We start from the raw sequence: 19,943 nt of genomic DNA on the forward strand, positions 1-19,943 counted from the left end.
ACCTGGCGTTATCTTGTATCCGACCAGTATTGCGAGGTGATAACATGTATGCGGCTATATACCGTAGCACCTCGCAAACCTTTCCTAATTTGGGATACATTACCGTTTTGTATAATCAGGACTGGGTGGTTTCTACTCCGGGAGGTACCGCCCCTGAATATGTAACCGGTAACCTTCAGGAACAACGGAAAGGTATTAACATCCAGGTCTTTATGCATCCACATGGTGTCTGTGTAGACTGGGATGCAAACATCTACTTACCCCAGTGGGCTTCCCAAAAAACCTATCCGGTGAAGCTGGAGCGGGTTTAAATTTTTGTAAGAAGTTTCTTAGAGATTGAAAAAGGTCTGACGGTTCTAAACCGTCTGACCCTTTTTCATCTTTTAAGGGATTGGTATGACAGAGCAGCATTCAATCCCTTTTTTTATATCGGTAGGACGTAATGGTTATTGCTTTCGTATAGGCTAAAACTAAATTTTAAAAATTATGACCAAACACCATTTACATTTTTCCCTTTTTATGACGGTGCTATTGATCGCTGTCCAGGGCTGCACCGACTCCGGAGATGACTTTGACCATGCAGGACTTTACGGTTCCTGGGAAATGGTTGATTTTCACGAGGACCACCAATTGAACCAGGTCAATTCCCTGGTGCTAAACCGGGATGGGAGCTACCAAAAATCTATAACTTATCGTGATCCCGAGACGGATGCAATCGTTGGCTATTACCATTTTCAGGAGGGAAGTTTTACCCTTGAGGCCAAAACGATCGTTTTTGAGGCCGAACAAGATCTTTTTATCGGAAACGAAGCGACATGGGGAACCATGGATGACCTTATTGAAATGGAAATCAATGCCGATGCCCAACCTGTAATTTCTACTTTGGAATATAGGGAAGAGGGGTCAAAATTGGCCCTTATTACAGCATGCAATGATGTGTTACTTTCTATGTGTGCTCCGAATCCGGTGTATTCAAGGGTAACCACTTAGACCTGAATTAATGGAAGTGGGACAAATTATGAATTAGCCATCATTTTTAAAAACCTGTTAATCAATGAAAAATTTATTTTACTTTATGGCTTTGTTGCCAATCGGGAGCTTGTTCTTCTCCTGTGTATCCAATGTTCTGGAACACCAAAATGACTTCGAAATAAGTGAAAATGCGTGGATGGACTTTAAAAAATCGTCGGACAATTCCTATACCTATACAGTCGTTTTTGGAAGTTGGGTAGGTTTTTCCTGGGAAACCACCCTTACTGTAATCGATGGGTCCATTAGCAAAAGACATTTTAAGTATACAACATTACCAGAAGACCTGTCAGAGGCGATTCCAGAAGAAGAATTGGAATGGACTGAAAACGAAACCGAACTGGGCAGCCACCAAAACGGAGCCGAACCAATGACCCTGGACGAAGTATATACAAAAGCCCAACTAGAGTGGCTTGTGGAAAGAGAAAACGCTATAACCTATTTTGAGAGGGAGAATAACGGGATGATCTCTACCTGTGGTTATGTGGAAAATAATTGTGTCGATGATTGTTTTACCGGCATCAAAATAGCGCGAATTGAAGCCCTTTAAAGACTGGTATTTGCCAAAAAGAAAAAGTAGTTGCAAGCACAGTTAATCTCATTCCAAAAGCCAGGGGCCTGCTTCAATGCTGAAACAGGCCCTTGTATTTAAATTTTGCCCCGTTGATTGAATTTACTTTGGGTTTATGCGGGAAAATTCCTAGTTTTTGAGCATCTTATAGCTGCAATCCAAGCGGTTTCGGATTTTGCAGTTTTCTATAAACCCAGATACCATGAAATACCAGATATTTACCCTTTTTGTCTGCTTACTTTTGATCCTTCCAAAAGCCATAGCCCAGGAACTTGCTCCCCACGAGCGTGTTTTGATAACCAACAATACGGAAGCGACCGGGATAAGCACCAATGGAAAAGGGGAATTGGTGGTCAATGTGAACCCCGGGGACATGCGGGACTTTATGACGCAGGCCTATGTCCGCTACAGTGATTTTGGGGCGAAGGGTGACGGCAAAACCGACGACATTGATGCCATTGCTGCCAGCCATGCTGTAGCCAATCAACAAGGCCTGCAAGTGAAGGCAGATGATGGTTATACCTACTATATTAGCGGGAAATTGCGCACGGCGGTGATACAGACTGACACAGATTTCGGAACGGCCGAATTTATCATAGACGATACCGAAGTAGTGGACCGGACCAAACACGTGTTTTTGGTCAGTTCCACTCTTAAGCCTTTTAACCTGCAGGGAGTTACTTCACTGAAAAGGGACCAGGACAAAATAAAGGCAGATTTGCCCGGTCCCTGCCTGGTGACAGTGACCGATGCCAATGTCCGGCGCTATATACGGTACGGGCCGAACCAAAATGACGGTTCCCCGCAGACAGATATTTTTATTGTAGACAAGGATGGGAATGTGGATGCAGATGCACCCATTATATGGGACTTTGATCAGATTACCGAAATTACGGCCCTCCCCATGGACGAGGACCAACTCACCATCAGGGGAGGCAGGTTTACTACCATAGCCAACCAGGACGAATCCAGATACACGTATTACAGTCGTGGCATTGCCATCAGAAGATCCAATGTCCTGCTGGATGGCCTGGAGCACCGGGTTACCGGGGAGGGAGAGCAGGGTGCTCCCTATGGAGGTTTTCTTAATTTTCGGGATTGTGCCTATGTTACCGTAAAAAACACCGTATTGACCGGTCACAAAACCTATCGTACCATTGGCTCTGCGGGTGTGCCCGTCTCCATGGGAACCTATGACATATCCTTGAGCCGTTCCCTGAATGTCTCCTTCGAACATTGCAGCCAGACCAATGACATCAACGACCGCACCTACTGGGGCATTATGGGTTCTAATTTTTGCAAAAACCTGATTCTGGACCATTGTACCTTTTCCCGGTTTGACGCCCATATGGGAGTGGCCAATGCCACGGTCCGTAATTCCACTTTAGGCCACATGGGGATAAACGCCATCGGTACCGGCACCTTTTTGGTGGAAAATTCCACTTTGAACGGCAGGACCCTCATCAATTTGCGTTCTGATTATGGCAGCACCTGGGAGGGAGAATTTATTATCCGGGATTGCGTATTTATTCCGGCGGGCGGAGCTTCTGCCAGTGCCAGCCTTATAGGCGGCTCCAACTCCGGTCAACACGATTTCGGATATACGACCTATATGCCGGAGCGCATCGTAATTGAAAACCTGCACATAGACGATTCCAACCATCCTGAGGACTACCAGGGGCCAGCCATTTTTGGTAATTTCAACCCGGAAATGACGAGCGATTCTTATGTGGAAAAGTATCCCCATGTACGTACCAAAGAAGTGATTCTCGAAAATGTAACTATGGAAAGTGGCAAGGATCTTCGCGTTAGCGATAATCCGTATTTGTTTAAAGATGTGGAGATCCGGCGCATCGACTAGCCTGTTCGACTTTGTCAAGGGACAGAGAGACCTTTATGGTTCATCAGGAATAGCCATATTAGCCTTTGCCATCTGATCCTCCTTTATATGCGAAAATACCTATTGAAAACCCCAATTTATAAAGCGGTTGGCAATTGCCGATTCGGAAGAATAGAATCTAAGTGCCTCATTAATAGAATTCTTATTGTTCTCCCTTCGGCGAAGTAATCTGAACCGGATCATACATCTTATTGGGGATGCCTTGAGCTAAAGGTACAAGCCTACCTGTAGCCAGAAAGAGGAAACGGATCCTATTTTTCGAGTCGCTAATCGATTACGGTTATCAATCCCTTTTCCGTAACCAGCAGGTCTTCCCCCCTGGATTTATAGTGAATTACTACTGAGTAATTTCCATTCGGAACCTTTTGGTTATTGACAAAGCCATCCCATAGGCAGATAGAAGGCTGATTTGCCTGGAGGTTTTTGTCCTCACAATAGTAGATCAATTCTCCCCAGCGGTTTTGAATAAACACCGTTATTTCTGCGGTCAGGTTGTTGGGATAAACTACAAAGGGTCGTTGCGGATCTCCGGGGCGAATGGCGGTCGGATACCTTATAAGCGGATCGCAGGCATCTTCCACTTCAAAATCTACCATAAACTCACATCCCTGAGTATCCCGGACCCACAGGCTGTATGTTCCAGGTTGTTGGGGAGAAAACAGGGTGCTTGTGCTGAGTATTTGTCCATCCATAAGCCATTCTGCTTCCGTAAAGGACTCCCCGGCATCTATGGTTACCGCCATGTTTTTGGTAGCACAAAGGGAGTAAAGTGCCTGCAGCACTGGTGCTACGGAGACAGATTGCGTTACTTCCACCTGCTCTTTACCTACCATGCATCCTTTTCGGCTGGTTAACCTCACTTCGTACAAACCTTCCTGCTGGATGGTAAGTGTGGGGTTTTCGTCGTAATCTGAAAGGTGAACTGGTCCCTGGGATGAAATCAAAAACCATTGGATGCTCAAATCGGGGGCGTCCTCCTGCAAGCTGAGTGTCGTAAACACATCATCCCGGCAAAAGGGAGCCAGTACCAAATCAATGGATTCCGGCAGAGCGATGCTGGCAATAAATGATTTCTCCAGGGGGCATAGGATCCCGGAGGGATCGCTGGCGATCATACGGTAAGCGCCCGATTCGGTGAGACCAAATCCCCCTTCGTTGTTTTGAGTTACCCGGTCCCCACTCGGGTCGATGAGTTCGTACCTCAGGGCCGCAGGGGCCTCTGGAAAAAATGAATAGGGGTAGCATGCCTCAATAGTTTCAGGTACAGAAAAGTCTACAAAAGCTTTTTGGGCAACAGTATAGCGCCGGGTATTGTTCAGTGTATTGCCTTCCAGGTCAGTTAGTTCCAGGCTATATTCACCGTGTGGCACAGCTATTTTTACACGCGTTAGGTTTTCAAATGACCCTGAAAATTCCTGACCATCCACTTGCCGTATTAGTAGGTAGGTACCTGTCTGAGGGTAGAAGTCGGGAAATTGTATTTCTATCATTCCCGAGTTTTCCTCTTCCGATGAACAGCTTTCCGGATAGGAGGCGATTTCGTAATCAAGGAAACCATCGGGAAATATTACCGCTGGTACATCGACCTGAGCGCCGTCTGTGACATATTCTCCCTCTACCGTATATCCCCATGCATAGGCCTGATTTCGTACAAATCTTCGTTCGATGTCCTCCGGTTTGATGTGGTAGGTCGTCTTGAATGTCAGGGAGTCGCCGGCATTCAGGAAAGGGATTGACCAGGAATCCTGGGTCAGCTCATCTCGGACCCGGACGTTTACCAGGTCTAGTTTCCGGGGGTTGGTTACGACCAGGGTATACTGTATGGTATCATTCATCTTGGTGTACTTATCCACGCTCGCAGATTTTTCGATCTCAATAGTCGGTATAAAGCTACAATCAATCACCGTGATATAAACCGGCACACGTTCGCTTTCACATTCCACTTCACTGAATTGGCTGACGTAGACCCTATATAAACCTTCCCGAACAGGATCCACCTGGGGAATGCCGTCTAATGGCATGCTTTCCGGGTCATCATCCAGGTAATAATTTCGAGTATAGGCCTCGTTTTCACGAACAGGAAAAAATACTGGTTTTGAGAACTGACACACTTCCAGATCAAAAACCGAAGGCTGATGCGCCTTCGAGATGACGTTGACCCACAGAGGAACCCGGGCTCCGGTACAGGATCCGGTTAGCCCCTCTGCTACCCATAGCTGCGTCATGCCGCGGGTATAGGTGTCCACTTGAAATGCAGGAAGGGGGGAACCTCCTTCTTCCTGAGTAAAAAAATAAACCGACAATCCCTCCCGGATCGGTGAAATTAAGGTACTCAGATCAACAGGCGGATCACCCTCACAAAAATCGGGAAGTTGGGTGGGCCCTAACGTTGACCCACTTTCCTGACCGCTGCACTGGCTAGCCACAAATTCAGCCTGGCCCACTACCGGAATCTCTATGGGTCCAAACCTGGCTGCCGCTTCGCAGGCTTCCCCCATAAAGCCGGAGGCAAAGGGTACATTGGAATAGGCACTTTGTGAAATGCTTCCCGTACCTGAAAGCTGGCCATCGACCGAAAAGGTGGATTCACAATTGAAATTCGCCCATATAAAACAATCCGTAGTAACCATCAGGGTGAATTCCAGCAGCGCCAACACTTCCTCCGGATCTTCTGGCAGGGGAATCTCTCCGATTTCCCAGACAATGGATCCTGCTACACCCAATTCCGGGTCGAACCTGACAATACCATGGTCCGCCGGGAAGGTCTTCGCCTCCTTGAAGGTGGCAGTAAGGGGCAGTGGAATAGTAATGCGGTTGTTACCGGTAGCTTCCGTTCCGAAGTTCTTTAGGCTTAAGGTATAGGTAATTTCCTCTCCGGGTTGCAGGGAGGGAGTTTCCCCTGGAGGGACACCATTGACCTGTTTAATCTGATTAAACACCTGGATTTCAGGCACAAATGCTTCCACGGAGAAAGCAAATGCATAAATCGTGTATTGGTCCTGATTGGTGCCATAGCGAAACCTAAAAGTCGATTGATTATTGGCAATGATGGAATTATTGGGATTGGGGACCTCCCATTGAGCGATATCGGCGCCAGTATTGTGCAATAGCATCGGATTCCTCGGCGTTTCTTCCAGTTCAGCTTCCTGGTTTAGTACCGGTGTATAAATAGAAGAGTTGAAAAAGTTGGTCGTCGTGGTCAATGGATGACGCAGGTTGTGCCATTGATTGTCTTGATTCATGATTTGTAGGAAATCTCCCTTGATCTGTCGGTCGCCCTCCCCGGTCATTACTCCCAGCTTTAGCTTGACAGGTCCCTGGTCGATGGTTTCAAACCCCTTGATTTCAATTTCGCCGAATTGTTCCTCACCATCCATGGATCTAACATAGGAATAGCCATCAAAAATGCTGATATCCCGCCAATTCATTTTGGAATTTTGATAAACCACCGCCAGGCCCCAGTTGCCGAAAAAGCCGGTATCATTTCCCTTTTCATCTATGGTCGCCAGATCCGCCAGGGTGTACTCCCCCGGGCCAAAACCCTTAACCAGATCTGTTACATCTGCATAGCCGACGTAAATGTCCTCCATAGCATAATGAGGATACAAAATCCCATTACCCTGAGCAAAGATATCCAGGTACTCTGCCGCTCCCGGGCCCTTAAGCTTTACCTTTCGCTTATCAAAGCTTACCGTATGATCGTATTCCTCATAGTAGCTTCCTGAAGCAGTTAGTTTCACCCCCATATCCTCGTGCGCGTACTCCTCTGCCGGCTTCCCTATTGTTCGGCTTAGTGAATGGATCGAAAATGAAAAGCCCAGATCCGCTACAGTAATGGAATCGAAGCTGGCCGTAGCGGTATGCTCCGATCGGGAAATACTCAGGTTTTCTACCTCCTTCCAGTCGGTATCGCCAATCCGGTACTGCACGGTGGCTGCTGGGTCATTTGTAAACTGCAGTGTAAGTTGTGGGCCACTTTCGTTTAACAAGTAATACCTGGGAAAGATTTCCCCTGCCACATCCTCCCTCAGCTCGTAGCTCAGGTGGTAGGAACTGTAACGGATATCGTCCCCATAATAGGCGATTTGCTCTTCATTGTTGACTTCCGTGGGGACCTTAGCCGTTATCCGTTTCGTCCGGTCAAAGGTAAACCCCTGTCCGACTATCGATTTACCCGTCCAGTACAGACCGGCATATACGATTTCTGAGCAGGCAGGGTCCGCTCCGTTTTCCCGGGAAAACTGTAGCGTGGCAGTAGAGGAGTTGAAGGTTTCCGGATCGTCATCGACGTCAACAAATACCATCCTGTTCAATGAATTGTCTGAGGAAGAGGTGCTATAATTCTCTAAGGTTAGGTTTGTATTTCCGATCATGGTAAAATCCCCTTTTAGGCGGAAGACCTTTCCCTCCGGCGGATTGACCCCTACCCGATGCCTGAAGGGTACACGGTTATCGTTTTGGGCAAATGATAAAAAAGGAGCTACTGTCAACAGGCACAGCACACCGCAGCAGAAAAAGCGGACTTTCTCAAAAAATATCCGTTTAAGGCTTTTCATTGAAATCAGAAATAAAAATTTATGCCAAATAAAAAGTGTTAGAAAAGCACCAATTGCTCCTCAGACTAAAAACGCCGTCAATATATAAATAAATTTATTGGTATCTATCAGGGACGCCCACTTTTTTATTCGTTAGGAAGGTTTCCATGAGGACCTCAACGGAGGTGTTGAACCATTAGAAATGCGCTGCCTGCCCCCCCGGTCTGGCCCCTTCCCTACGCACCCCAGCCTTTCCAGCTCCATCAAATCGTCTGGTTATTTGTGTCCCGTATAATAAACGCCAAAAAATCCGGCCGCCCAGAATTTGCTATCACCTTCCTCAAATGAAATCAGGATATCCACTCTGGGTTTATCTGTTTGGGTAATTTTGCTTCCGAACACTTCTTTTGTCATTCCCAAATGGTGGAGAAATTTTCCGGGGCATACGGAACTGGATGACCAGGGAAGAAAGAATGGTCAATCCACCAATAAGTAAAAGGGCATATTCGATGCCGAATACATCTGCCGTTATTCCTGAAATTACGGCACCAAAGGCATAACCCAGGTCCCGCCAAAGCCTGAAAGTGCCGATGCTCTCCGCGCGCTGTTTCGGGCTGGTAACCTGAGCAATAGTGGAAAGGAATGTGGGATAAACCAGGGCTGTTCCCAGACCCAGAACAGCGGAAAGGGATGCAAGCATATAGAATTCATGGCTAACGGGAATCAGTAAAATGGCCAACCCCTGCAACAGCATGCCCCAAAAGAGCATGGCCTTTTTGGAATAATGGTCGGACATTTTACCGGTAAAAAGTTGCCCTATACCCCAAACGGTAGGGTAAATGGCTGTAATGATGCCTATGTTTTCATTGTTGTAATTGAGTGAGACCAGAATGATCGGCAGCAAGCCCCAGATCATGCCATCGTTCAGGTTGTTGATCAAACCTGCCTGGGCCACGGAACTCAAGGTTTTGTTTTTGAAGCTGGTTTCTATAAATACATTTTCCAACTGTGGGCTGGTATCAGTTGCGGTCTCCTTGTGCACAAATGCCCGGGTGTCCTTTACCCACAAGGCCGTCAGGATAAAACCTGCCAGGGAAATAAAGATACCCAGGTAAAAGGGATAGGGGGTAATGCCATATTGGTTGGCTACATAGCCTGTTAGGAAAGCCACAACCCCTACTGCAAAGTAGCCGGCAAATTCATTCAAGCCCATGGCCAGGCCCCGGTTTTTTTCTCTCACCAGGTCAATTTTCATGACCACCGTGCTGCTCCAGGTGAGTCCCTGACTTAGCCCCAAAAGTACATTGGCAAAAATCACCCAGTTCCAGCTGCCTGCATAGATCAGAATAAACGGTATGGGCATGGCCAGGACCCATCCAAACAAGAGCAGCTTTTTTCTCCCAAAGCGGTTGGCAAGCCGGCCTGTATAGTAATTGGCGATAGCCTTGGTAATGCCAAAAGCTGTGATAAAGGATAGGATGGCAGTTTTGGAAGCGATACCAAATTCAATCTCCGCAAACTGGGGAATGATGGTTCGTTCCATACCGATCATCCCACCTACAAAGGCGTTTACAATGACCAGAATAGTAAATTGTTTCCAGTTTTCTTTTAATCCGAGTTGGACGCTAGCGTTATTCATTTCCGGTATTTAAGTCCTGCAAAGTTCCCCAGGCTGCAAGACAAAAAAATTAACAAATGATAAAAAATCAATCTATTCCTGCCCGGATGCGGCTGAGGGAAACGGGTGTGATTCCCAGGTAGGAGGCGATGTACTTCAGGGGGATTTTTTGAACAAAATCGGTGGTGTCCAGCAGTTCAAGGTACCGTTCCTTTGCGGATTTAAATTGCAAGCTTTCGAGCCGCTTGACGGTATTCACGTATTCCCGTTCAAAAATGAGCCGAAACAACCTTTCCAAATCATGGTGTTGGTCGTATAAGTGAAAGAGCTTCTCTGAATCAATGGCCAGCATCCTGGTTGCATCAATGGCCTGGATGCCTTTTGAGGTAGGGTTGCCGGTAAACAGGCTTTCTGCCCTAACGATAAGGTCATTATCAAAGGCAAAATGTTCGGTAATGTCGGTGCCGTCTTTGTAGTAAAAGATACGTGCCCCTCCGGATTTTACAAAGTAAATTGTCCGGCATCTGCTGCCTATTGCCTGAATGATTTCGTTTTTGGAATAGGTTTTTTCCCTGATTATTTCCTGCAATGCCTGTTTTGCCTGGTCATTGACCCTGAAAATGGTATCAAAAAAATCGAATATACTCCACATTCCAGAATAATTTAAGTGTAAAATAAGATTTAAAATTTCCGGATCTCAAATTTTTGCTTAAAATTTTTCATGATAAAATGTTTTAGTTTTATAATAAATCGGATTTTAAGCAAAATGTCATCAAATAAAACCTGACAATTTCCAAACAAAAAAGATTTCGGAATTTGCAATTCCGTGGGTCAGATAAAGTGGATTTGCAATTCGGGATGGCTGGTCCCGACCTTCGGCAGCACCTCGCAAGGATAATATCCCATTTGTGTGTCGCCTGCCTCATGCTCGATTTTATCATTTTTTCTGATGACATTTTGTTCTCCTTTCGATGACTAAGTAAAGTTGTTCAAATTCGCATTAATTATGATAAAATTATTAACTGGTTTAAACGGGAAGTGGATGGGCTTATTTCTGGCCAGTCTTATAATGGTAAGTTGTGACTCTGAAGACATCGGACCCGAACCTCAGGGGGAGGTAACGGTCTCATCTCCTACCGTGGAACCGGACGGTAGCCTCTCTCTCAACGCTACAGCAACATTTGAGGCTGAGATTTCCGGACTCGATGGCAGTCCTACGCTGGTTTACGAATGGTCTCTGGGAGCAGGTAGAGGGACTTTGATGGTGGAGCAAGAAGAAAAAGGCCATCAAACCCGGACTTCTGCATCCACCATCACGGTAAGGGCCGACGATATTGGAAATGAGTCCCTTAGGGTAAAAGTATTGAATGAGGAAAACGATCAATTTTTGGGGGAGAATCATATTTCCTTCGAAATTACCGAGGCAGCCAGTTGTTTTTATGAACTAACCATTTTTTATAGAAATAATAACTGGGAAAATCCGGGAATGGCAGGCATCGGAATGGAATCGGGCAGTTTTAAAACCCTTGAGCTCTCCCCTCAGAATTGGCTGATGGACATTTCGCCGAATGGGCAGTGGTTTCTCCGGCAGGATTTCTCCGACCTGAGAAATTATACGATTTGGTTGGAAGCTTGTGATGGATCTGGTAGTAGACTTTTGGCAGAAGGTCCTCAGCTGGAAGGCGCCACCTTTGGTCCGACTGGAAAATACCTGTATTATTCCAAGCGGATAAGCTATCCGGAGCAAACTGAAGATCCCCGTGCAAGAGAATTGGTTAGGGTGGATATTGAAACAGTGGAAAAGGTTTTTATTTCCCAGTTTAGGGTCTTTTCCAGTGGACCCATGGTCTCGCCTGATGGCAAATGGATTGCCTTTAAACATTCCAGGTCAACATTTAATCCGAATGGAACCTATGCGGGGAGCATTACCCATTTTGCTGTCATGCCTGCAGAGGGTGGATCCCCTCGCTTTCTTGTCCCTGTTGAATCGAATGACCTGGCCGGCTACGCCTGGTCCCCGGATTCCGAACACCTGATTTTCAACTGGCACAAACAAAGTGGGAGTTCGGACACGCATACCAATGGGATTTACAGGATTGATCGCCAGGGTGGAAACCCTACCCTCATTTTCGCAGAGCCTGAAGGGAATGGGGCACCCATCTATTATGCCAATGGAACCCGGATTGCTTTCCATGGCCATCCTGCCGGTGAAAGCACCCAATTTGGTATATGGAGCATCGATGCCAACGGTGGCGGCCTGCAGCGCCTGAGCAATAATCAGTATAACGGATTTTTGCAGTTTATCTGGGAACCCTAAACAGGGGAGTAGACATATATATATACCATTGGAGAATATCCTCCGCATTACAAATTTCGAACAACAGAGCTCTGCGGAATGTGCAATTCTCTGGGACAGATAAAAGGGGATTTGAAATCCCCGGAAGTGAACGAAAGCAGGATTACAAATCCTGTTCATCTGTCGTCCGAGATAACAAATCTCGGACAGTGCATTACACCTCAGCAGGATTGCAAATCCTGATTATCCGGGTTCGGGATTGCAAATACCGAACAGCGGGAACTATAGTTTCGAAAGGTTCAGGTACCACAGGGATCGGAATTTGGAAATAATAGTATAATAAGTACGTGAACCTCATTCTATTTCTATTTTAAATTAAAATTCCGGTAATTCGTACCTATTAAACGATTTTCCATGACTAAGAAAAAAATCGCCCTGATCATGGGCGGCTATACGGGGGAGGCGGTGGTCTCCGAAAAAAGTGCCGCTATAGTGGCACAACACCTGGACAGGGACCGCTATGAGGTGCACAAAGTGCATATCTATCCGGGCAACTGGTACCTGGAAGATGAGAAGGGGGAAAAGTATCCGGTAGACCTGAACGGGTTTACAGTCATGAAAAATGGGCAAGAGCTTGCCTTCGATGGTATTTTTAACATCATACACGGCACTCCGGGAGAAGATGGTAAACTGGCCGGGTATTTTGATATGCTGGACATCCCCTATACTACCTGTGATGCGCTGACCTCCTCCATTACCATGAACAAGGGTTATACCAAGGCCATTCTATCGGGTATTGATGACCTGTACATGGCCAGGTCCATGCAGCTTTTTTCCAATCTTCCGGATAATGTCCCGATGGTCCTGGATCAACTCAGACTTCCCTATTTCGTCAAACCCAATAATGGCGGCAGCAGCATCGGCATGAGCAAGGTAAAAAAGGAGGAGGAACTGGAAGAAGCCTTGAAAAGAGCTTTCAAAGAAGACAAACAGGTGCTGGTGGAAGAATTTGTCACAGGCAGGGAGTTTTCTATCGGGATATACAAAACATCGGGGCAGGTTACCGTATTGCCGGCTACCGAAATAATCAGTTCCCGGGAGTTTTTTGATTTTGAAGCGAAATATATCCCCGGAGTATCGGAAGAGATCACCCCGGGAAGGATGGATGAAAGGGAAGTGGAAAGGGTAAAGCAGATTGCGGAAAAAGTGTACCTCAAACTCAATTGCAAGGGATCGGTAAGGATGGATTATTTTTTGGAAAAAGATACCGGAAAGTTTTATTTTATCGAGATCAATACCGTGCCAGGACAAACCGAAACCAGTTTGATATCCCAGCAAGTCAGGGCTATGGGGATGAGCCTGAAAGATTTTTATACCGACCTGATCGAAGAAATGTGGAGATGAAAAATTGAATCTAGTAACTGATGGACAAGGTCAGAATCAACAAGTATTTGAGTGAAGTAGGCTATTGTTCCCGCCGGGCCGCGGACAAGCTGATTGAGGCCGGTAGGGTGACCATCAATGGGCAGGTGCCGGAAATGGGCACTAAAATCAGTCCGGGGGATGAGGTCAGGGTAGATGGAGCATTGATTTCAACACCGAAAGAAGCGCATGTGTACATTGCTTTTAACAAACCGGTGGGCATCGTGTGCACCACAGATACGGAAGGAGAAAAGGACAATATCATTGATTATATCAATCATCCGAAAAGGATTTTTCACATAGGGAGACTGGACAAACCCAGTGAGGGACTCATCCTGCTCACCAGTGATGGAGATATCGTGAATAAGATTCTCAGGTCCAAAAACAACCATGAAAAAGAGTACCAGGTAAAAGTACGACAGCCCATTACGGTGGATTTTATCCGGCAAATGCGGGAGGGGGTTCCTATTTTGGATACGGTAACTAAGAAATGCAAAGTGGCGCAAACCGGGAAATTCACCTTCAGAATCATCCTTACCCAGGGCCTGAACCGGCAGATCCGAAGGATGTGTGATTTTCTGGGCTATGAGGTGGTTGCCCTGAAAAGGACAAGGATCATGCATATCCATCTTGACGTTCCTGTAGGCCAATGGAGAGATCTAAGCCCTAAAGAACTGGAGGAATTAAATGCCCTGGTGGCGGATTCTTCCAAAACCTTCGATTGAAAGGTAATTAGTTTATCATTGAGCTAGAAGGTTTATGCTATGGAAAACCGTAGGTTGCCTATCGGAAAATCCGAAGGCATATTAAGTTATTCCCACCTAGTAGTTGGTTTTTATCTTTAAGCAGAACCAATTTTGCATAAATTGGACTTAATGCAGATTTTTAACCCTAAATTCCCTTTCTTTTTGATTTATCTAAAAATAGCAGACGTTTTTTTTCTTCTGTTATCCTTATCCATTTAAACAGTCTTTCACCTGTTTTAACCACTGAAAATATGACAAAAACAAAGTTATTTTTAGAACCAAATTTAAGGAATTCACATTAATAGTTAATAAAAATTAATTATTATGTATTTTTTAAATCTTTTTGTTGAATTAATTTTAATTTTAGACCCTTTTATTTAACTTTGAAATATCAATCAAAGACAAACGGTCTTGACCTGGTAAAGAAGCTTGCTTCTGGCAACCGGGATAGTTGACACGATACTGTAGGATGATGAAACCTGCCTTCGGCAGGCAAGTAAAAAGTAATATTGCTTTTTCATTTTCATCTCCATACAAATTAAGATCACACACTGTAGGGTGATGAAACTGGCAGACATGCCCTCATGTCTCGGGGGTGGAGGTCACAGAAAAAAGCAAATAGCGAGCTCGTATTTTGCCTAACTGCTCCGTGGAGGTTCGACTCCTTCTCCTACAGCAGGTTATTTTGGGTTTATTGTTAATTGACTAAAGCTATGGAACAGTGTTTCATGGCTTTTTTCTTGCCCAATAAAACCAAAAGATTAGTCATATAGAACACCAAGAATGCGCAAATTGCTCAATGAATTTGGTGCTTCTCTAAATTTTTTTCAACCGGGTCCCTATTGTGCCTGGGGTGCCTGAGCCTGTCGAAGGCAGCTTGTCGGACTGAAAAAAATCAGCCTGTCGAAGCCAATCTCTTTCAAACCAGACCTTATGTGGCTGAGCTTGTCGAAGGTCAATTTCTTTCCATCTATATATTCTTAAGTCCCCTTTACGCCCAGTCTCTTATCAGAAAAAGTCTTTTTTCTAACAGCCTGTATATACCCTTTTCTATGTGATTACATTTTTTCGTAAAAGCGTTAAGGCTTTCTTTTTTGCATTCCAGAGCAAAAATTTTAAAAAGATTCGTAACTTAAAACCACCAATAATTGGTACAGGGCTTTGGGTAACTTGATTTTTGAATTCCATGCGATTAATTGTCATAATGCTCTTATTTATTCCAGCAATGACTCAGGGGCAGACGGTCTGCACTTTAGAGAGCAGGGATATTCTTGAAGCTTCCTTCAGTGAGCTTTCACAAACAGCCTATTCAAAAATGTCTATGAATGATTTGATTCTCCACATAGGCAGGCGATTTATGCATACACCCTACGTGGAGAAAACCCTGGAATTGCCAGGTGAAGAAAAATTAGTGATTGATTTGCTGGGCCTGGACTGCACCACGTTTTTGGAGACTGTTGTTACCCTGGCCAGGCTTGCCAAACAAGAGCGTCTGTCATTTGAGAATTATGAGCAGGAACTTGAATTTGTGAGGTACCGGGACGGTATCAGGAAGGACTATACTTCCCGATTGCATTATTTCTCAGACTGGATATATGAAAATCAGCTTAAGGGGATTTCAAAGGATATTACTGAGGATATAGGAGGCCGGTTTTATGAAAATACACCCTCCTTTATGTCAGCCAACCCCCGGTTTTATGCACAGTTGAGCAATCCTGAATTTTTGGTTCAGATAAAAGCTACCGAAGAAGAGATCAAATTGAGAAAATATTTTTTTGTTCCCAAGGAGGAATTGAGCAGACATGTGGATAAAATCAAGCCCGGAGATCTGATTGCCATCACCACAAGTATGAAAAACCTGGATATCGTGCATGTCGGTTTTGCCATTGAACAAAATGGGCACATTCATTTATTACATGCAGGAACCCGATCCGGGAAAGTAGAGATTTCTGATATACCTTTGACTGATTATTTGAATGGCAATAAATCTCAGTCGGGGATTATGGTGGGTAGGTTAGTCTCACCCTGAGTCCAGCCCTATTTGCGTATTATTATAGGTCTTCTTTTTTAAATTTCTTCAGGAGTTATACTTAACAAAAAAACAGTTCCAATTAGGTCATCGTCGGGGTGTAAACCTGGTATTTGGCCGAATGGACCAAAGTCGCCCGGCACTCACGGCAGTCCGCAGGAACAGGTAAAGGTCATTTCGATCTTGCTGTCATTTTTCGAAGAGCTTTTGCCCACGCTCCGGATCGGATGGCTTACCTGGCATACCGATGACGATTTTTTCACAAAAATACTTCGAGCTCAGGTTCGGAAACAAATAATACCACCAAACCCAAAAGGGAAATATTACCTGGTTCCGACTGTCAGTTTTAATATTTGCATCAGAATAATTCTTCCATAAATCTATATTACATATTATTTAATAAAAGACCGATATAATTAAAAATAACATAAAAATAAATAATTTTTATAATTTTATTTTTAATAGGTCAATCTTTTTATTACCTTTGACATATCAAACAAAGACAAACGGTCTTGATCTGGTAAAGAAGCTAGCTTCTGGTACCGGGATATTTGACACGATACTGTAGGATGATGAAACCTGCCTTCGGCAGGCAAGTAAAAAGTGATACAGCTTTTTCATTTTCATCTCTATACAAATTAAGATCACACAATGTAGGATGATGAAACTGGCAGACATGCCCTCCTGTCTCGGGGGTGGAGATCACAGGAAAAAGCAAATAGCGAGCTCGTATTTTGCCTAACTGCTCCGTGGAGGTTCGACTCCTTCTCCTACAGCAGGTTATTTTGGGTTTATTGTTAATTGACTAAAGCTATGGAACAGTGTTTCATGGCTTTTTTCTTGCACCAAAAAACTAATTTTTTGGTCACAGAGATCACGCAGAGGTCACAAAGAATTTTTATAAAGGGGTACGCATGGTCGCTTGCCCAGCTTGTCAATGGTTAAGGGTCAATCACCCTGTCCACTACTCAGCGAAAATGGATGTTACAAAAAACCAGAAATAGCTGTTGCTTCATGGCGTTGAAAAATAAAAATACCGGAAACGGAGGTTCCCGGTATTCAAAAATTCATTTTAATATGCCTTGAATAAGGCAAAAATCAATAAAAAATAAACAACTTTATCCATGGCTTAAAACCATCTCCCGATCAATGATGCTGTCAAAAATTTCAGGGTTTATCAAATCATTGATGCTTTGAATGATATGGTCAGGTCTGTAGGCAAACGCTTTAAGGTCTTCTTTTTTGGTGGAACCTGTCAGGGTCAATACGGTTTTAAATCCCATCTGCACTCCGCCCAAAATATCTGTTTCCATGGTATCCCCGATCATGATGGTATTGGCCGACCTGGTTTCCAGTTCGGCCTTGGCAATCCGCATCATCACAGGGCTTGGCTTGCCTGCGCTAAAGGCTTTTTTGCCGGTAGCCAGTTCGATCATCGATACAAATGCGCCACAACCAGAGCGAATGGAATCATTTGAACTTGGACAATAGGGGTCCAGGTTGGTAGCTATTAATTTGGAACCTCTCATGACCATGTTGATGGCTTTATCCACCGATTCCAGCATAATGGTTCTACCTTCCCCGATCACCACGTAATCGGGCTCATCATCCACAATGGAATAGCCGTTTTGGTGTAGGGCAGTAAGCAGTCCTCCCTCGCCGATCACATAGGCCGTTCCGTTAGGTTTTTGGGAGGCCAGGTATCTGGCCGTGGCGATGGCACAGGTGAATATATGTTTTTCCCCTACCTCAATACCCATCCGGCTTAATTTCGCTACCACATCCCTGCAGTTTCTTTGGCTGTTATTGGTAAGGAACAGGAATGGAAAATCCTCCCTGAGAAGTTTCGTTATAAATTCCTTTGCTCCGGGGATCAATTCACCTCCACGATAAATCACCCCATCCATATCGATCAAAAATCCTATATCTTTTTTCATTTCAAGTTCATTTTTAGTGAAACTCAAAATTACAATATAGGTAATTTTAATGCAAATTTATTATTTTATTTTTAACAAAAATAACATAAAATTAACATTTAATTATCAAAAACACCTTTATATTGAGAAAACTATTTTTGTTGGTGTCCTCGATTTTGGATTACCACCAAACAACAAAGTTCATACGTTCCTCTCCCGCTCAATCTTTTTCAATCCTTTTTAATCCTACGCCATCCTACCGCACTGCCCGGTTTTGTGCCGATCCCGCCAATTTTCGTAAAGAATGGAGAGCTTCGATTATTTTAGTTTTATATTGAGAAAGTCTAACTGCTCAAATCAGAAGTAAATTTTTCTCCATTTTTTTTGATCTTACCCCAATTTTTTTCCACAAATCCCACTACGCCCTTCGTTCCTCATCCGTCGCTGTGACTGAAACTCTTATGTCCCCATGTCAGATATTCGTCCTCGAATCCCCCACTCCCCAAATCTCACCATTCTTCTGTCTTTTAGTCTCCAACTCAAAAACCTTCGTGCCCTCCGTGGCTCTTTGCGTCCTTTGTGACTCAAAAGTCTTACCACCTCAGACCAAAAATCGTCCCCAATACTCCCCCTCTCTCCGTCACTTCGTCTCCACCGAAACAATCGTCCTCAAATCCTCCTCTACCTCAGTATCCCCGTCCCTTAGTCTATTATTCTCCAAGTCCCTCCGTCCCTCAATCCCCCATCCTTCTTTTCCACTCCGGATAGTCACTTTCCAGCAGCTCTTTTGCATAGGGCCCGAGATAGCTATAGCCCACCCGCCTTTCGTGTTCTATCTCGTGTAAGGCATACCGTACCACGCTGTCTCTGCCCACAAACATGGGGCGGTTGGTGCCAATTTCGTAAAACCTGGCCCACAAGGGTCCTGCAGTTTCGTCTTTCACCACGATTCTATCATATCCCCGGGGTAAAGTTTCATCTTCTTTCTGTACCAACTTTATTCCTTCCAGTTTCACTACTTCAAACCAGGCTATCGCACTTTCTATGGCTTGGACCACTTTCGGCTCAGGATTTTCTATGGCCATCAGGTACCTGACAATTCCCACACTTTCTGAGCCACTGATGGAGGGCAATTCATAGGCCCTGGCCTTCGCCGGGCTGAGGTCATCCTTATCATACTGGGCACACCAGGCAGTAAGGGTTCCATCTACTTTGATTTGGGTTCTCAAAATAATTTCCAGCCCTTTTTCAATGGCTTTTTGGGCCCGTTGTTTTCGATCCGCATCTACGAAATCATAGGTTTTCTTACCATCAGCCACATTCCTGAGCAGTTGCATGACTTGAATCATGGCCCCGTCATTAAAAGTAATGTGTTCATAATATCCCTCTCTGATGGGATAGTATTGAGGCCAGCCTCCATTTTCATACTGGGCATCCATCATGTAATCTAGGGCTTTAAAAACTGCCTGACTAAACCTGGGATCCTTGGTCTCACGGTAAGTTTTTGATAAAAATGCTATTTGAATAAAGCCAGCATCATTGTCAAGCGTTGCACCCATATTGGATGATTTATCCTTCCTGAGTCGACTTTTTTCTTCCTCACTGAGCTGCACGGACATGTCAATGTTTTTGTACCATCCACCAATGTCCTTTTGGTGCAGGAGCATGTTTTCAGCGATTCTTATCGCTTCTTCACTCTCATACCAGGTATCAGGTTGTTCATTGATTCTTTTCCAGGGCACTTTTTCTATGTTTTGGGCAAAAGTGCTCATGGCCTGGACCATAAAAAGCAACAATAAACTGATTTTTATGTAAAGATTATTTTTGGGTAAAGAATTCATGGAAATTTTGGTTTTCAATGGGGAAAGTTCCAGGTTCCGT

At 44.7% G+C, this 19,943-nt stretch carries 13 protein-coding genes; 8 read left to right on the forward strand and 5 right to left on the reverse strand.

Annotated features, from left to right (window positions below; genetic code table 11):
• Positions 1–89: 89 nt before the first annotated feature.
• The 4 genes from G9Q97_RS08555 to G9Q97_RS08570 all read left to right on the forward strand — a co-directional run bounded on the left by G9Q97_RS08555 (position 90) and on the right by G9Q97_RS08570 (position 3,461).
• A complete protein-coding gene (locus G9Q97_RS08555; RefSeq protein WP_246255536.1) occupies positions 90–311 on the forward strand; it encodes a hypothetical protein in 222 nt (73 codons plus the stop codon).
• Between the two features lie 175 nt (positions 312–486).
• Positions 487–990 (forward strand): hypothetical protein, encoded by a 504-nt coding sequence (locus G9Q97_RS08560; protein WP_166145628.1) that lies wholly within the window; start codon positions 487–489, stop codon positions 988–990.
• 64 nt (positions 991–1,054) lie between these two features.
• The gene (locus G9Q97_RS08565; protein ID WP_222851955.1) at positions 1,055–1,579 is read left to right on the forward strand and encodes a hypothetical protein; all 525 of its coding nucleotides are present in this window, start codon (positions 1,055–1,057) and stop codon (positions 1,577–1,579) included.
• A gap of 223 nt (positions 1,580–1,802) precedes the next feature.
• Positions 1,803–3,461, forward strand: a complete 1,659-nt coding sequence (locus G9Q97_RS08570; protein ID WP_166145631.1) for a hypothetical protein — start codon at positions 1,803–1,805, stop codon at positions 3,459–3,461.
• A 305-nt stretch (positions 3,462–3,766) separates the two neighbouring features.
• Here G9Q97_RS08570 and G9Q97_RS08575 read toward each other — a convergent pair whose 3' ends face one another.
• From G9Q97_RS08575 to G9Q97_RS08585, 3 genes are all read right to left on the reverse strand, one after another.
• Positions 3,767–8,056, reverse strand: coding sequence for a DUF7507 domain-containing protein (locus G9Q97_RS08575; protein WP_166145634.1), 4,290 nt, complete (start codon positions 8,054–8,056; stop codon positions 3,767–3,769).
• A 349-nt stretch (positions 8,057–8,405) separates the two neighbouring features.
• Positions 8,406–9,674 (reverse strand): MFS transporter, encoded by a 1,269-nt coding sequence (locus tag G9Q97_RS08580; RefSeq protein WP_166145638.1) that lies wholly within the window; start codon positions 9,672–9,674, stop codon positions 8,406–8,408.
• Positions 9,675–9,741: 67 nt separating this feature from the next.
• Complete coding sequence (locus tag G9Q97_RS08585; RefSeq protein ID WP_166145641.1) at positions 9,742–10,305, reverse strand: Crp/Fnr family transcriptional regulator; 564 nt, start codon at positions 10,303–10,305, stop codon at positions 9,742–9,744.
• A 354-nt stretch (positions 10,306–10,659) separates the two neighbouring features.
• Here G9Q97_RS08585 and G9Q97_RS08590 point away from each other — a divergent pair, with 354 nt between their 5' ends.
• The 4 genes from G9Q97_RS08590 (at position 10,660) to G9Q97_RS08605 (ending at position 16,146) form a co-directional block, all read left to right on the forward strand.
• On the forward strand, positions 10,660–11,970 hold the full coding sequence (locus G9Q97_RS08590; protein WP_166145644.1) for a TolB family protein: 1,311 nt from the start codon (positions 10,660–10,662) through the stop codon (positions 11,968–11,970).
• Positions 11,971–12,363: 393 nt separating this feature from the next.
• Entirely contained in the window at positions 12,364–13,353 is a 990-nt protein-coding gene (locus tag G9Q97_RS08595; protein ID WP_166145647.1) for a D-alanine--D-alanine ligase, read from the forward strand.
• Between the two features lie 20 nt (positions 13,354–13,373).
• Positions 13,374–14,096 carry a 23S rRNA pseudouridine(2604) synthase RluF gene (gene rluF / locus G9Q97_RS08600; RefSeq protein ID WP_166145650.1) on the forward strand — a complete coding sequence of 241 codons (723 nt, stop codon included), beginning with the start codon at positions 13,374–13,376 and terminating at the stop codon, positions 14,094–14,096.
• Between the two features lie 1,225 nt (positions 14,097–15,321).
• Positions 15,322–16,146: an N-acetylmuramoyl-L-alanine amidase-like domain-containing protein gene (locus tag G9Q97_RS08605; protein ID WP_246255538.1), complete on the forward strand. Its 825-nt coding sequence runs from the start codon at positions 15,322–15,324 to the stop codon at positions 16,144–16,146.
• 1,118 nt (positions 16,147–17,264) lie between these two features.
• Here the strand turns inward: G9Q97_RS08605 and G9Q97_RS08610 are convergent.
• Both G9Q97_RS08610 and pelA read right to left on the reverse strand, forming a co-directional pair.
• Entirely contained in the window at positions 17,265–18,083 is an 819-nt protein-coding gene (locus G9Q97_RS08610; RefSeq protein ID WP_166145656.1) for an HAD-IIA family hydrolase, read from the reverse strand.
• Positions 18,084–18,796: 713 nt separating this feature from the next.
• On the reverse strand, positions 18,797–19,903 hold the full coding sequence (gene pelA / locus G9Q97_RS08615) for a pectate lyase (protein ID WP_166145659.1): 1,107 nt from the start codon (positions 19,901–19,903) through the stop codon (positions 18,797–18,799).
• Between the last annotated feature and the right edge of the window lie 40 nt (positions 19,904–19,943).

This window comes from Cyclobacterium plantarum (assembly GCF_011290685.1).
Taxonomy (GTDB): Bacteria; Bacteroidota; Bacteroidia; order Cytophagales; family Cyclobacteriaceae; genus Cyclobacterium; species Cyclobacterium plantarum.

Coding starts and splice junctions, on each gene's coding strand:
- G9Q97_RS08585 (WP_166145641.1), bottom strand. CDS start 10,305: ATGTGGAGTATATTCGATTTTTTTGATACCATTTTCAGGGTCAATGAC.
- G9Q97_RS08565 (WP_222851955.1), top strand. CDS start 1,055: ATGAAAAATTTATTTTACTTTATGGCTTTGTTGCCAATCGGGAGCTTG.
- G9Q97_RS08560 (WP_166145628.1), top strand. CDS start 487: ATGACCAAACACCATTTACATTTTTCCCTTTTTATGACGGTGCTATTG.
- pelA (WP_166145659.1), bottom strand. CDS start 19,903: ATGAATTCTTTACCCAAAAATAATCTTTACATAAAAATCAGTTTATTG.
- G9Q97_RS08595 (WP_166145647.1), top strand. CDS start 12,364: ATGACTAAGAAAAAAATCGCCCTGATCATGGGCGGCTATACGGGGGAG.
- G9Q97_RS08575 (WP_166145634.1), bottom strand. CDS start 8,056: ATGAAAAGCCTTAAACGGATATTTTTTGAGAAAGTCCGCTTTTTCTGC.
- G9Q97_RS08605 (WP_246255538.1), top strand. CDS start 15,322: ATGCTCTTATTTATTCCAGCAATGACTCAGGGGCAGACGGTCTGCACT.
- G9Q97_RS08590 (WP_166145644.1), top strand. CDS start 10,660: ATGATAAAATTATTAACTGGTTTAAACGGGAAGTGGATGGGCTTATTT.
- rluF (WP_166145650.1), top strand. CDS start 13,374: ATGGACAAGGTCAGAATCAACAAGTATTTGAGTGAAGTAGGCTATTGT.
- G9Q97_RS08570 (WP_166145631.1), top strand. CDS start 1,803: ATGAAATACCAGATATTTACCCTTTTTGTCTGCTTACTTTTGATCCTT.
- G9Q97_RS08610 (WP_166145656.1), bottom strand. CDS start 18,083: ATGAAAAAAGATATAGGATTTTTGATCGATATGGATGGGGTGATTTAT.
- G9Q97_RS08580 (WP_166145638.1), bottom strand. CDS start 9,674: ATGAATAACGCTAGCGTCCAACTCGGATTAAAAGAAAACTGGAAACAA.